This is a genomic window from Agrobacterium vitis (assembly GCF_014926405.1).
Taxonomy (GTDB): Bacteria; Pseudomonadota; Alphaproteobacteria; order Rhizobiales; family Rhizobiaceae; genus Allorhizobium; species Allorhizobium vitis_H.
This window is the reverse complement of the sequence record NZ_JACXXJ020000003.1, coordinates 679,043-693,230: the sequence shown is the minus strand read 5'-3', so window position 1 is coordinate 693,230 and position 14,188 is coordinate 679,043. Positions and strand designations below refer to the sequence as shown.

Annotated in this window: 12 protein-coding genes; 11 read left to right on the top strand and 1 reads right to left on the bottom strand. The window is 57.5% G+C overall.

Features of this window, described 5'->3' with window-relative positions; translation table 11 throughout:
• Window positions 1-157: 157 nt before the first annotated feature.
• From IEI95_RS04615 to IEI95_RS04585, 7 genes are all read left to right on the top strand, one after another.
• Window positions 158-1,441 carry an ABC transporter substrate-binding protein gene (locus IEI95_RS04615; RefSeq protein WP_156532729.1) on the top strand — a complete coding sequence of 428 codons (1,284 nt, stop codon included), beginning with the start codon at window positions 158-160 and terminating at the stop codon, window positions 1,439-1,441.
• A 55-nt stretch (window positions 1,442-1,496) separates the two neighbouring features.
• Complete coding sequence (locus IEI95_RS04610; RefSeq protein ID WP_049777399.1) at window positions 1,497-2,411, top strand: carbohydrate ABC transporter permease; 915 nt, start codon at window positions 1,497-1,499, stop codon at window positions 2,409-2,411.
• Window positions 2,404-3,285, top strand: coding sequence for a carbohydrate ABC transporter permease (locus tag IEI95_RS04605; protein ID WP_156532731.1), 882 nt, complete (start codon window positions 2,404-2,406; stop codon window positions 3,283-3,285). Before IEI95_RS04610 ends, IEI95_RS04605 begins: the two co-directional genes overlap by 8 nt.
• 28 nt (window positions 3,286-3,313) lie before the next feature.
• The gene (locus tag IEI95_RS04600; protein WP_156532733.1) at window positions 3,314-4,342 is read left to right on the top strand and encodes a Gfo/Idh/MocA family protein; all 1,029 of its coding nucleotides are present in this window, start codon (window positions 3,314-3,316) and stop codon (window positions 4,340-4,342) included.
• Complete coding sequence (locus IEI95_RS04595) at window positions 4,335-5,405, top strand: Gfo/Idh/MocA family protein (RefSeq protein ID WP_194416032.1); 1,071 nt, start codon at window positions 4,335-4,337, stop codon at window positions 5,403-5,405. Before IEI95_RS04600 ends, IEI95_RS04595 begins: the two co-directional genes overlap by 8 nt.
• Window positions 5,405-6,499 (top strand): sn-glycerol-3-phosphate ABC transporter ATP-binding protein UgpC, encoded by a 1,095-nt coding sequence (locus IEI95_RS04590; protein WP_156532737.1) that lies wholly within the window; start codon window positions 5,405-5,407, stop codon window positions 6,497-6,499. Before IEI95_RS04595 ends, IEI95_RS04590 begins: the two co-directional genes overlap by 1 nt.
• A 91-nt stretch (window positions 6,500-6,590) precedes the next feature.
• The gene (locus IEI95_RS04585) at window positions 6,591-7,283 is read left to right on the top strand and encodes a spermine/spermidine synthase domain-containing protein (RefSeq protein WP_156532739.1); all 693 of its coding nucleotides are present in this window, start codon (window positions 6,591-6,593) and stop codon (window positions 7,281-7,283) included.
• A gap of 549 nt (window positions 7,284-7,832) precedes the next feature.
• Here the strand turns inward: IEI95_RS04585 and IEI95_RS04580 are convergent.
• The gene (locus IEI95_RS04580) at window positions 7,833-7,979 is read right to left on the bottom strand and encodes a DUF1127 domain-containing protein (protein ID WP_156532741.1); all 147 of its coding nucleotides are present in this window, start codon (window positions 7,977-7,979) and stop codon (window positions 7,833-7,835) included.
• Between the two features lie 345 nt (window positions 7,980-8,324).
• On the opposite strand from IEI95_RS04580, the gene IEI95_RS04575 reads away from it, so the two are divergent.
• The 4 genes from IEI95_RS04575 to IEI95_RS04560 all read left to right on the top strand — a co-directional run bounded on the left by IEI95_RS04575 (window position 8,325) and on the right by IEI95_RS04560 (window position 14,173).
• Window positions 8,325-9,182 carry an SDR family oxidoreductase gene (locus IEI95_RS04575; RefSeq protein WP_071203995.1) on the top strand — a complete coding sequence of 286 codons (858 nt, stop codon included), beginning with the start codon at window positions 8,325-8,327 and terminating at the stop codon, window positions 9,180-9,182.
• A gap of 415 nt (window positions 9,183-9,597) precedes the next feature.
• A complete protein-coding gene (locus tag IEI95_RS04570) occupies window positions 9,598-11,361 on the top strand; it encodes a sensor histidine kinase (protein WP_194416030.1) in 1,764 nt (587 codons plus the stop codon).
• A 314-nt stretch (window positions 11,362-11,675) separates the two neighbouring features.
• Window positions 11,676-13,118 carry a DUF7125 family protein gene (locus IEI95_RS04565; RefSeq protein WP_071203998.1) on the top strand — a complete coding sequence of 481 codons (1,443 nt, stop codon included), beginning with the start codon at window positions 11,676-11,678 and terminating at the stop codon, window positions 13,116-13,118.
• Entirely contained in the window at window positions 13,115-14,173 is a 1,059-nt protein-coding gene (locus IEI95_RS04560; RefSeq protein WP_156532745.1) for a sensor histidine kinase, read from the top strand. Before IEI95_RS04565 ends, IEI95_RS04560 begins: the two co-directional genes overlap by 4 nt.
• The last annotated feature ends 15 nt before the right edge of the window (window positions 14,174-14,188 follow it).

Genomic DNA, 14,188 nt, shown 5'->3' with positions numbered 1-14,188 from the left:
GTTTCGGGAGATATCGGCAGCTTGGATAGTGTATATAAGTAGAGGGCATGAAAATTTTTTCATTTCCTTGCGTTGACTGTTCTGTAACCTCGGGAGGGAGGTTCTGGTCATAACGCAAGCGATTTGAATTCATCTGGATACTGGGGAGGAGACCAGAATGATGACAAAATTCAGCAGACGAACCGTCCTTGCTGGCATGGGTCTGACAATGCCGCTGATCTGCATGGGTGCAGTTGGCGCAAGGGCGGCCACGAACCTGCGATTTTTGTGGTGGGGCTCCAAGGAGCGTAACGACCGAACGTTCAAGGTCATCGAGGCCTATAAGGCCAAGAACAGCGGCACAGCCATCGCTGGCGAGTCTTTCGGCTGGGACAATTACTGGACACGTCTGGCCACCCAGACGGCAGGCGGCAATGCGCCCGACCTGATCCAGATGGATTACCGCTATATTTTCGAATATGCGCGGCGCGGTACGCTCCTTGATCTGACGCCCTATATGGGAAAAACGCTGAAAATCGACGATTTCGGCGCGGCCAATATCGATGCAGGCAAGGTTGGCGGCAAGCTCTATGGTGTCAATCTCGGCGTTAATTCCGTTACTGCGCTCGTTAACAAGGCGGCGTGGCAGGAAACCGGCGTTGACGCGCTGCATGAGGGCATGACCTGGGAAGAATTCGGCGAGGCCTGCGCCAAGGTGTCCGCCGCGAAGAAGCGCCGGGGCTTTTATGGAACGCAGGACGGCAGCGTTGGCGAAAGCAATCTGGAATGCTGGCTGCGTCAGCGCGGCAAGGCGCTTTATACGGCGGATGGCGCCATCGGTTTCGACCAGGCTGATATAACGGAATGGTTCAAATTCTGGGCCTGGATGCGTAAGATCAAGGCCTGCGTGCCCGCCGATATCCAGGCGCTCGACCAGCTCAATGTCGAAAACAATATGGTGACATTGAACAAGGCGGCCGTTGGCTTCGTCAATTCAAATCAGTTCATCGCCTTCCAGGCTGTCAATAAGGACCCATTGACCTTGATGAGCTATCCCGAAACCAAGGGTGGCAAGCCTGGGCATTATCTGAAGCCCTCTATGCTGATTTCGGTCTCCGCCGCATCCGCCAACAAGGACGCTGCCGTCGATTTCGTCAATTTCCTGGTTGAGGACAAGGATGCGGCGCTGGCGCTCGGGATCGAGCGGGGCATTCCGGCATCGACGACCATGCGCGAGGCCCTGGAGCCGACGCTGAACGACCAGTCCAAGGAAATTCTTGACTATATCGCCCGGCTGACGCCGCATGTCGGTCCGCTTCCGCCGCCGCCGCCAAATGGCGCGGGTGAAAACCAGATGTTGATCAAGAAGATCGGCGAAGAAGTCGGCTTTGGGCGACTTTCGCCGGAAGACGGCGCGGCGAAATTCGTCGATCAGGCGGCTGCCAATCTGAAACGGGGTTGAAACCGTGAACACCACTCGCGATGGAATGGCCGGCACCTCTGGTGCCGCGCCAGTGATGCAGCCTATCTCGACACCGTCGCCGTTCAGGGCCAGTCTGGCGCGCAACGCGCCGGGCTATCTATTTCTCCTGCCCTGGTTCATCGGCTTTTTCGTACTCACGCTCGGCCCGGCACTGTTTTCCTTCTGGCTGTCGCTGACCGACTACAATCTGCTGCAATCGCCTAATGTCGTCGGCCTGGACAATTACATCCGCATCGCCACGGCTGACGAAAAATTCATGTCCTCCATGCGGGTGACGCTGGTTTATGTGGTGCTGTCGGTGCCGCTTAAACTGACCTTCGCCCTGCTGGTTGCGCTGCTGCTCAACAAGGGTATTCGTGGCCTGCCGCTCTACCGGGCGGTCTTCTACCTGCCATCGCTTCTGGGCTCCAGCGTCGCCATTGCGGTGGTCTGGCGGCAATTGTTCGATGGTGACGGGGCGATCAACGTGCTGCTTTGGAATACCTTTGGCATTGAAGGACCAAGCTGGATCTCCAATCCCGATTATTCCCTCTATACGCTGGTCATCCTGGCTGTCTGGCAATTCGGCTCGCCGATGATCATCTTCCTGGCCGGCCTTCGGCAGATCCCGGTTGATATGTATGAGGCGGCAAGCCTGGATGGGGCTTCCAAAGTACGGATGTTCTTCAAGATCACCCTGCCTTTGCTAACGCCGGTGATCTTCTTCAATGCCGTGGTCCAGACCATCGATGCCTTCAAGGCCTTTACGCCAGCCTATGTGATCTCCTCTGGCACCGGTGGCCCGATCGATTCGACGCTGTTTTATACGCTCTATCTCTACCAGGAAGCCTTTGGCTATTTCCGGATGGGCTATGCGGCAGCGCTTGCCTGGATCCTGGTGATCATCATTGCGCTGTTCACGGCCTTCTCCTTCCTGTCCTCGCGCTATTGGGTGCATTACGATGACTGATGCAGCACTTGCTTCTTCCCCGGACGGCCATGCGCAGGAAAAACGGCGCTGGCCGGTCTCCCTTATCCTGCATATCGTGCTGGCGGCAGCCTCGCTGGTCATGCTCTATCCGCTGTTGTGGATGCTCTCAGGCTCGATCAAGGACCAGAGCGAGATTTTCGGTCAGGCCTCGCTGATCCCTTCGAAGGTAGATTTCAGTGCCTATATGCGGGGCTGGTTCAGCACCCAGGTCAGTTTCGGCACCTATTTCTGGAACTCGCTGGTCATTGCTGTACTGACCGTGGTGGGCAACCTGTTTTCGTGCTCGCTGGCGGCTTATGCCTTCGCGCGGCTGCAATTCAAGGGCCGAAATTTCTGGTTCGCGCTGATGCTGGGCACGCTGATGCTGCCCTATCACGTCACGCTCATCCCCCAATATATCCTGTTTCTCGAACTGGGATGGGTGAAGACCATTCTGCCGCTCGTTGTGCCGAAATTCCTGGCGGTGGATGCGTTTTTCATCTTCCTGATGGTGCAGTTCTTCCGTGGCATTCCGCGCGAACTGGACGAGGCAGCGATGATGGATGGGTGCAGCCCCTGGCGGATCTATTGGCGGATCATGCTGCCTCTCTCTCTGCCAGTGCTGGCGACAGCGGCGATCTTCTCCTTCATCTGGAGCTGGGATGATTTCTTCGGTCCGCTGATCTATCTGAGCGACATCAACACCTACACGGTGCAGCTTGGGTTGCGGTCCTTCGTGGACTCGACCGGCAGTTCCGACTGGAGCGGGCTGTTTGCCATGTCCAGCCTGTCGCTGGTGCCGATTTTCCTGATTTTCCTGTTTTGCCAACGCCTGCTGATCGACGGCATCGCTACTGCCGGTCTGAAGCGTTGAGATGATTTTCTAATAGGAGCTTGCGACGATGAGTGCCTTGCGTTTTGCCGTTATCGGCATCAATCACGATCATATTTTCGGCCAGATCGCTTTCATGCTGGACGCCGGAGCTGAGTTTGCGACGTTTTTTGCAGAAGAAGATGAATTGGCCCAGGCTTTTGCCGCACGCTACCCACAGGCGCGCCGCGTTGCCGACCGCAGACAGATCCTTGAAGATCCATCGATTGCCCTGATCCTGTCGGCAGCCATTCCTGCCAACCGCGCCGAGATCGCCATTGCCGCCATGCGTCACGGCAAGGATGTGATGCTGGACAAGCCGGGCATGACGACGTTTGAGCAATTGGAAGCGGTGCGAAAGGTCCAGGCGGAAACGAGGCGGATCGTTTCCATCCTCTATTCCGAACATTTCGAGACGGCCTGCACAGTGGAGGCAGGCAATCTGGTCAAGGCCGGAATGATCGGCGAGGTGATCCACACGACCGGCCTTGGTCCGCATCGGCTGCGCAAGCCGCATCGGCCCAATTGGTTTTTCGACCGGGCGCACTATGGCGGCGTGCTGATCGACATCGCCTCGCATCAATGCGAACAATTCCTGTTTTTCACCGGCGCCAAGGATGCACAGATCCTGTCGGCCAGCACCGCCAACCGGGCCAATCCCGACACGCCCGGTCTTGAGGATTACGGCGATATTCACCTGACCACCGGCAAGGCCACCGGCTATATCCGTGTGGATTGGTTCACCCCCGATGGTCTGCCGACCTGGGGTGATGGGCGGCTGTTCATTGTTGGTACGGAAGGCACGATCGAGCTTCGGAAATATCTCGATATCGAGGGTAGGCCCGGTGCCGACCATCTGTTCCTGACCGACAAAACCGGCACGCGCTATATCGATTGCAGCAAAACCGAGCGGCCCTATGGCCGGCAATTGCTGGCCGATATCCGGGATCGGACCGAAACAGCCATGGGGCAGGAGCATTGCTTCAAGGCCATGGAACTGGCGCTGAAAGCCCAGGCTTTCGCGGATGCGGCAAAGCAGAAGGGTGCTGGCAATGTCTAAGATTTTCAACGTTGCCGTCATTGGCCTTGGCATCGGCGCGCGTCATATCCGCGAGGGCTATATGCCGAATACGGATCTGTTCCGGGTTGCCACCATTTGCGATCTTGATCCCGCTCGTCTGGCCCAGTTTGGCGAGGAGTTTTCTATCGCGGGACGGACCGATGATTTCGACGCCGTGCTCAACGATCCTTCCATCGACATTGTCGATATCTGCACGCCGCCCTCCACCCATTACGGCCTGATCTTCAAGGCGTTGGACGCGGGCAAGCATGTGATCTGCGAAAAACCGCTTGTCGGTTCGCTTGCGGAGATCGACCGGTTGATGATCCATGAGAAGACCGCCAAAGGCCGGTTGATGCCGATTTTCCAATACCGTTACGGCGACGGCGTCCACAAGGCGCGCCGGATCATCGAGGCGGGACTGGCGGGTAGAGCCTATATCGCTACGTCAGAAACCCATTGGACGCGGCTGTCGGACTATTATGCCGTGCCGTGGCGGGGCAAATGGGCGACAGAGCTTGGTGGCGTGCTGATGACCCATGCCATCCATATCAACGACATGCTGAGCTATCTGCTGGGGCCGGTGGCCTCGCTCTATGCGCGCGTCGCCACCCGCGTCAATCCAATTGAGGTCGAGGATTGTGTCAGTCTCAGCCTGGAAATGACCAGCGGTGCCTTGGCAACTGTGTCGGCGACGTTGGGTTCGGCGGAGGAGACATCACGACTGCGGATGTGCTTTGAACATGTGACCTTCGAGAGCAGCCATGCGCCTTACCATCCCGGCGGCGATCCGTGGCGGATCATTCCCGCTAATCCGGAGGTCGGGCAGAAGATCGACGCCCTGCTTGAGGGTTGGGTGCCGATGGCCCAGCTGTTTTCCGGCCAGATGCAGGCTTTCCATGATTGCCTAGTCAATAATACGCCGACGCCGGTCACGACGGAAGATGCCCGCCGGTCGCTGGAATTTCTCACCGCCTGCTACTGGAGCGCCAGGCATAAACAGAAAGTGCATTTCCCTGTTGGCAGTGACAACACCTATTATGACAGCTGGAGGCAAAACTGATGGCGACAGGCGTCACTCTGCAAAACGTCTTCAAGCGGTATGGCGCGCTCGAAGTGATACACGGTGTTGATCTCGACATCACGCCGGGAGAGTTCGTGGTGTTTGTCGGTCCCTCCGGCTGCGGCAAGTCTACACTGCTGCGGATGATTGCCGGGCTGGAGCCGATTTCCGGCGGCACCCTGTTGCTGGATGGGCAAAGGATGAACGAAGTGCCCGCGGCCAAGCGCGGCATTGCCATGGTTTTCCAGTCCTATGCACTCTATCCGCATATGACGGTTTATAAAAATCTGGCCTTCGGTCTGGAAACGGCTGGCATGAAGAAGAAGGATATCGAGCCCCGCGTCGAGCGGGCCGCCGATATCTTGCAGATCCAGCCGCTGCTGGGGCGTAAGCCCAAGGCTTTGTCCGGTGGTCAGCGCCAGCGCGTCGCCATCGGGCGGGCCATTGTGCGCGAGCCAAATATCTTCCTGTTCGACGAGCCCCTGTCCAACCTTGATGCCGAATTGCGGGTGCAGATGCGTGTCGAGATCGCCAAGCTCCATCAGAGCCTCGGCAATACCATGATCTATGTGACCCATGACCAGGTCGAGGCCATGACCATGGCCGACACAATTGTGGTGCTGAAAGGTGGCTATATTGAACAGGTCGGCGCGCCACTTGATCTCTATAACAATCCGAAAAACAAATTCGTTGCGGGCTTCATCGGTTCGCCGCGCATGAATTTCATCGATACCCGGCTGGTGGAAGCCGGAGACAGAACAGCTGTTGAGCTGAACGGCAAGCCGGTCGATCTGGCGCGGACAAGCCCCGGCGCACAGGTGGGGCAAAAAGTCAGCGTCGGTGTCCGGCCCGAACATCTCAGCCTGCGTCCAGCCGAAATTACCCTTGGCGAGGCGCATGTCGATCTTGTCGAGCATCTGGGCGGGCAGACTATCCTTTATCTGTCCATGCAGGACGGTCAGTCGATTGCCATGGTGATGGAAGACCAGCAGGCGATCCGCAAGGGCGAGAAGGTGACGATCCATATCGACTCGAAACGCTGCTATCTGTTCGACGATGCCGGTAACCGGGTGAACGGCGGGGTGAACCGATAATCCGGGCAGAGGGGGCAGCCTGATCTTTGTCCCTTGGTGGGAGAGCTTGGCTATGCTATGGCGCGGTTTTTACGGATAAAGAGACGGCCCGATGCTTCCCTGGATACAGCTTGACAGTGCCGCCATTCCCGATGGCGGCGGAGATCTGCGCCTAAAACAGCGGGGCCAGGAATTCTCGATCATGCTTGGCGCCAACGAGCTGATGAACAGCCGGTTGAGCGGCTCGGAAGAGGCGCTGGCGACGCTTGCCTGCGAAAAGATAGGGGCCTGTGAGAAGGGCGGGGGGTGCGACAAGCCCAGCCTATTGATCGGCGGACTTGGTATGGGGTTTACCCTGCGTGCCGCCCTTGGCGTGTTGCAAGCGGATGCCCGCGTGACCGTGGCGGAACTGGTGCCGGCTGTGGTCGCCTGGGCGCGTGGCCCAATGGCGGAAGTTCACAAGGGCAGTCTCGATGATCCGCGTGTCGATATTCATATCGGCGATGTCGGCGCGCTGATCCGCTCAAAGCACGCCGCCTATGACGCCATTCTGCTTGATGTCGACAACGGTCCGGACGGATTGACCCGCGCCTCCAATGACAGCCTTTATAATGCCGCTGGACTGCGTGCCGCAAAAGCTGCCTTGCGGCCAAAAGGCGTGCTGGCCGTCTGGTCTTCTGCCCCGGACGCCGCCTTTACCCGCAGGTTGCGGGAGGCAGGATTTGTTACCGAAGAAGTCCAGGTGCGCGCCAACGGCAAACGCGGCGGGGCGCGCCATCTGTTGTGGATGGCGGTCAACGGGTGAGTTCATCAGAGGGCTGAGACGACGCTACAGCGCCGTGCGCCATATGTGGCGCACTAAGGTTCGCTGTAGCTCCTTATATTTGTTGCATAATTTTCTCTTTAAACCGATTCCGGTTTAAAGAATTATGCAATAGATGCCAATTGATAGAGATCATTGGCACTTTCAATCAATCGAGCGAAAAATCTTGAATTGAAGCGAAGAAACAAAAAAGCCTGCCGCGGGAGGAGGTGCGGCAGGCTTTTTAAAAGAGTGAACAGCGGCTGGGAGGAGGAGTGCCACCGTTCCATCGGACGCCCCTAGGGAGGAGGAGTGGGTCGTCCGAGAGACGAAGCTTTGCGGGAGGAGGATGCATCGCTTCGTTGAGATAGATAATACGCGACAAATGCCCAATTCATAGTCATTTTGTTGCAGTGCAGATATGCGTTAAATGCATGGGTATTTTGCAATGATTTGAGATCCAAATCGGACCGGTTTGCGTAGAGCAATTCCCAGACGCAAAAACGCCCGCGTCATCGGCGGGCGTCGTTCAAGCAGCAATGTCGATATCGATCAACCGGCAACGGAGGCCCGGGCAACGCGACGGATGTCGCTACGTTCAATGCCGAGATCCTGCAACTCGCGGCTGGTCATGCGGCCAAGTTCGAAAACGGTCTGACGATACTTGCGCCAGTTGTTCAGGGAGCGTGCTACGTTCATGATAATGCCCTTTCTGAGGACTGTCTGACGTCAGCAACCTTGGTTCGGTTCCGGCGTCGTTTCGATGATTGGAATATAGGCGTTCTTTCATCGTCCTAACAGAGACAAGGTCTCACGCCACCCATGCGTCAAATGCATGAGTAAGCGATGGCAGTCGCCTTTGGAAATTTGGGGTCCGATGTTTTCGGCAGCCCATATCCGTAGCGTTTATTCAGGTCACGAAATATTAAAATTCGGAACGGTGGCGCTTTCTCTTTGTTTGCAAACAGTGGGGTTTTGAGGGTGCGGCTTGGATGCGCGCCCTCGACTATCCAGCAATAATCTTTAGAAATGAGAGCTGATCCGATGATCGATAAACCGACGCCACCCTTTTCCAAGCAACAACAGTCTATTCCGGGACTGACCCGCGACATGGATCCCGTGCCGGATCACGGTGAAACGACCTATAAGGGTTCGGGGCGGCTTGCCGGCAAGAAGGCGGTAATAACAGGTGCTGATAGTGGCATCGGGCGCGCTGTGGCCTTGGCTTATGCCCGAGAGGGTGCTGATGTGCTGATCTCCTATCTCAGCGAACATGAGGATGCCGAGGAAACCAAGCGCCTTGTGGAAGAGGCAGGCCGCAAGGCCGTACTCGTAGCGGGCGATTTACAAAAGGCCGACCATTGCCGCCTCATTATAGACAAGGCGGTTGCCGAGCTTGGCGGCATCGATATTCTCGTCAACAACGCTGCCCACCAAAAGACCTTCGAGCAAATCGAGGATATCAGCGATGAGGAATGGGAATTGACGTTCAGGGTCAATATCCACGCGATGTTCTATCTGACCAAAGCAGCCGTCACGCATATGAAGCCCGGTGCGGCGATTATCAATACCGCCTCGATCAACGCCGATACGCCGAGCCCCACTTTGCTGGCTTATGCAACGACCAAGGGCGCCATCCAGAATTTCACGGCAGGCCTCGCCCAGCTTCTGGCGGAAAGAGGTATCCGCGCCAATACCGTTGCGCCCGGCCCGATTTGGACACCTCTTATCCCGTCGACCATGCCGCCGGAACGCGTCTCGAGCTTTGGCGAGCAGGTGCCGATGAAACGACCGGGCCAACCGGCTGAGCTTGCAACGGCCTATGTGATGCTGGCGGACCCGCTTTCAAGCTATGTTTCCGGCGCCACCATCGCAGTCACCGGTGGCAAGCCTATTCTCTAGCTGTTGTCGGGTGAATTGAAGTCCGGGTTCCCCGAAAAGACAAGCAAAACCAAGAAGAGCTTTCGTCAGTCAGGTTCAGATTGAACCTGACTGACTGTCGTTTTGCGGTAGTGGCGATGGTGTGGATCGCGCGCTCTTGGCAGTGTGACGGAAATGCATCGACCCTCTATTGTCGCGGCAGGAATACCCGATAAACTGCTGCATGATTCCTTCGGCTGAAAGGCTCAAGGAGAAAGCCATGCAGCAAGTATCGAATCGGGGCGGCGGGTTCTGTGCATCCAATGGGATGCTTGGCGCAGGCGTGTCTTGGAGGGGCGACGGTTGTGCAGTTTCGCCAGGCCTTTGTGCATACGGGTCTTGGTGCGAAACAGGGGCCGAAAAGCGTCTTGATCTCTTGCGGGTGGGGAGGGGTGGCTTGAAAAAGAGACTGGTCGCTGTGGTCTTGACGGCGTTGTCACCGGCATTGGGAATGCTGGTTTACAATGAAGTGAGTGCGCGTGCCGAACGCTATGCCGAAGTTCATCGTCAGGTATTCGAAACTGCCCGACAGGCGGCGTCTGAGGTGAAAAGCGTCGTGGAGGGCGTCAAGGCCTTGCTGATTGCCACCGCGGTTATTCCAGCCGTTGCCAGTCAGGATAAACAGGCCTGTACCGACGTCCTGAAATCGGTAGCCGCCAGGGTGACGCAGGTCCGCAATATCGTGGTTCTCGATCGCAACGGTAAACTGGTTTGCGACAATATGGGCTGGGAGGTCGGCAGCGACTTCAGCGATCGCGACTATGTTCGGCAAGCCCTTCGTTCCGATGCGTTATCGGTTGGCGAGTACACGGTCAGCCGGATCTCGAATGCACCAATCGTGCCAATGGCGCTGGCCATCAAACAGGGATCCGAGACAGTTGGCGTGCTGGCGACGGCGGTGCATCTTGAGTGGCTGGAACAGCGCATCGTTCAGCGAGGCCTTCCGCCGGGCGGTTGGATCACCATTGCTGACCGCAACGGTATCGTGCTTGCCCGCAACCCAGGTCCTGAAAAATTCGTTGGCACTCAGATTCCGCCGCCCTATCACACGCTGGTGCAAGCCCAACAGCCAGGTACGACGGAACGTGTAGGTCAGGACGGGATACGCCGGATTATGGGTTATGTTCCTGTTTCACCCGACAATCCATTTTATGTCAGCGCCGGATTTTCGGCGGACCAGGCATTTGCGCCGATTGACCGAGCTTCTCTCTTGGGATTGGCGATGATCGCTGTGGGCGCAGGTCTCGCTCTCCTTGCCGCCTTTTTTATCGGAAATCGCTTCATCCTCGGCCCGATCACTCACATCGTTGCCGTTCTTCAGCGATGGCGCCAAGGGGATCTCGCGGCCAGAACCAGGATGACCGGGCGCTCCAGCGAATTGGGACAGGTTGGCGCCACGGTCGATAGTCTTCTGGACGAACTGGAAGCACGCCGATGCGAGGCGGCGCGTGCCGAAGAAAACCGCAAACTTGTGGCCAGAGAGCTGGCGCACCGTGTCAAGAATACGATGGCGATGATCCAGGCTATCGCACGGCAGACGTTCAAGGACCGCTCGCAGGAAAATGGCGTTTTTGCACGGCGCGTTGCAGCCCTTGCGGGAGCCTATGATATCCTTTTGTCGGAAGATTGGAAAAGTGCCGGGTTGCGCGATGTCCTCGAGCGGGCGCTTCAACCCTTCGATAGCGAGGGTGACAGGCGGATTGTTCTCCAGGGGTCACCCTGCACCTTGCCGCCGGAGGCTGCTGTCGCGCTATCGCTGGTCGCGCATGAACTGGCCACAAATGCCGTGAAATACGGGTCTCTTCGCGAACGGGATGGACGTGTCAAGGTAGAATGGCGGCAAGAGCAGGATCGGATCGAGCTGCAATGGCGGGAAGAAGACGGGCCGCCGGTTGTTGATCCCACTCTTCAAGGTTCTGATCCCCGTGGTCTCAAAGGGCCTGGCGTCGAAGGGTTTGGGTCGCGGTTGATCCGCAGTGCTTTCCCTCGCAGCCTGTCTCCCAAGATCAGCAGCGATTTCCGGCCCGATGGTCTTTGCTTCCATCTTTCCTTCGCTGTGGTCCAGCCAGGGTTAGGACAGTCGTCGGTTTCAGGGCAGTCCGAGACAGCGCAATCCGGTGCTTTGGATAAGCCGCAAACACTCGCCGCCTTGGAGGCTTGAAATGCGGCCTGCGGTCGCCTGAAAGATGGTTTGTCCTGAATGATCCGCCAAGCGGGGAAAGCTGTCGCCTGGATATGGTTCCTCTCATTGGCCGAGTTTGCGGATTTTATTGAAATTTTGCACAAGACAAATATAAAGTTCCCGCATCGCTCATTGAGGGCGGGTTTGGATCAGGGTGGACATTGACTTAAAGCTAAAAAATTCTGCCGTAGAATTCCCGCAATCGTCCCGGGTTAACGGAACTATGCGGCATCGCGATATTATTCCCCCTCTTTTGAACGATGCATTTGCCTGCATGGTCATGGAAGACAGATATGCCACCACGCAAAAAAGCTGCGGTTGCCAGTACCGGCATCGCAGGACTGGACGAAATTCTCCGCGGCGGATTGCCCTTACCGAACCTGTTCATGCTTCAAGGTGCTCCCGGATCGGGCAAAACCACCGCAGCCATACAGTTCCTGCGGGCCGGTGTTGAAGCGGGCGAGAGCTGTCTTTATGTGACGCTGTCCCAAAGTGCTGCCGAATTGCGCTCTATTGCGGTTTCCCATGGCTGGACGCTGGATGGTATCCACGTCGAGGAACTGTCGACGACAGGCAGTATCGACGAGGCCGACGAGCAGAGCATTTTCATGACCGCCGACCTGCGGCTCGATGAGACCCGCAAGGCGATAGAAGCTGCCATCGATGAGCATAAGCCGCAGCGTCTGGTTTATGATTCGCTGCTGGAAATTCGGTTGATCACCGGCGACTCCCCCCGTTTCCGCCGGGAATTGATCGGCTTCAAGTCCTTCCTGTCAAAACGAAAGGTCGTGGCGCTGCTTCTCGATACTCAGTCGCCCGGTCTCGACCGCAGTGGCGAGGAGGTCGAAGGTCTGGCCCATGGCGTCATCCGCTTCGACAAGTCGCTGGAAGAATATGGCGGTGTCCGGCGCCGGATTGAGGTGTCTAAAATGCGCGGCGTGCCGATTGCCGATGGTTATCATGACATGGCGATCCGCGAAGGCGCAGGCGTTGTCGTGTTTCCGCGCATCATGCCCAGCACGGCGACAGAAGCGACCAAGCCGCAATTGATCAAATCCGGTGTGAGCGAGTTGGATGACATGTTCGGCGGCGGCCAGGAAGCGGGAACGACCACCCTGGTGATCGGTCAGGCCGGTACGGGCAAATCCACCATGTCGTCGCTCTATGCAACGGCAGCCCTCGAGCGCGGCGAAAGCGTCGCTCTCTTTCTGTTCGAGGAGCGGTTGGAAACATTTTTCCGCCGGTCTGAAGGCCTCGGCATGCAATTGCGGCAGTTCCATAAGGATGGCAAACTGATCCTGCGTGATTTTAACCCGAATGAAGTCTCACCCGGCGAGTTCGGCCAGATTGTCCAGGATGCCGTCGTTCAGAACAAGGTGCGCGTCGTGGTCATTGACAGCCTGACGGGCTATCTGAATTCATTGCCGCATCGGGAAAAGGCGGTGCGGGACATCCAGTCCCTGCTGAAATACCTTGCGAGATCCGGTGTCCTGACCATGCTGATCGTCGCGCAGCACGGGCTTTTGGGGCAGAATGTCGGCATTGACGTCGATGTCAGTTTCCTCGGCGATACCGTGCTTCTCTTGAGAATCATGGAGCATGAGGGCCGGCTGCGGCGCAGCATCACGGTGGTCAAGAAGCGCCACGGTCCCCATGATCTGGACGTCCGAGAGCTGTTGATCGAAAGCGGTAGCGTCAGCGTCGTTTCCTATAACCCGCTTCCTGATCCGAAATGACATCGCTATCGTCCCAGGAGGAACTGGTCCAAGATGAGCTGGATTGGGTGCTGGTCTGCGCACCTTTTCGCAAGGATGCCGATTATGTCGGCGCGCTTTTGCGCGAACATCTGATCGAGGTGCGGGCCGTAACGGAGGCCAAGGGCTTCGCCCAGTTGCTGGATGCTTCACCGGGAATTGTGATTGTGTCACATGAAGCTCTGACGCCGCAGATTGTTGCCCTGACCGCCGCGCATCTCACCCGGCAGCCGAACTGGTCTGAAGTGCCGATCATTGTTCTTCTGGAGCGGGGCGCACCCCTGACACGCATCCGCAGCCAATTGCTTTCCGCCTGGCCGGGCGCGCGGCTTTTGTTCTACACACGTCCCGTGGCGCCGCTGGAACTGGTCAGCGGTATCCAGTCCAACCTGCTGGTGCGCTTGCGCCAGCGGCAGGTGCGCGATTCCATCGAGAGGGAGCGGGAATTGCGGGCGGAGCTTAATCACCGGGTCAAGAATATCCTGGCAACGGTGACATCGATCTTTCGCATGACACGGCGCGGTGCCGAAAGCCTTGACGATCTTGCGACGGATTTCAATGGGCGACTGCTGGCGCTGTCCAATGTCCATACGGCAGTTTTTGAGGCCGGGGGCGAGGATGTTTCGCTTTTGGCTGTGGCCGATCTTATCGTTTCGCCCTATGGCACCGAGCGGATTGCCGTTGGCGGTAGTGATTTGCTTGTCAGTCGTGAAGCCGGAACGACGCTGGCGCTTTGCCTGCATGAATTGATCACCAATGCGATCAAATATGGCGCCCTGTCGGTCCCGGAAGGGCGCGTTTCCCTTCGTTGGGAGGTTGATGGTGGTGAGAAACCGACCTTCCAGTTCCATTGGCAGGAGAGCAACGGGCCGCCTGTCCGTACACCGGCTCGGCAAGGCTATGGGACACGCTATGTTACCTCCGCCCTTGCATCACTGTTTGCAGCTGCGCCGGATATCCAATTTGCCGAGGATGGTCTGGTTTGCAGCGCTGCCGGGCCCTTTGCGCGGATCTCGCCTGCGCCAGTCGCTCGCTAATCTGGCCTCCAGTTA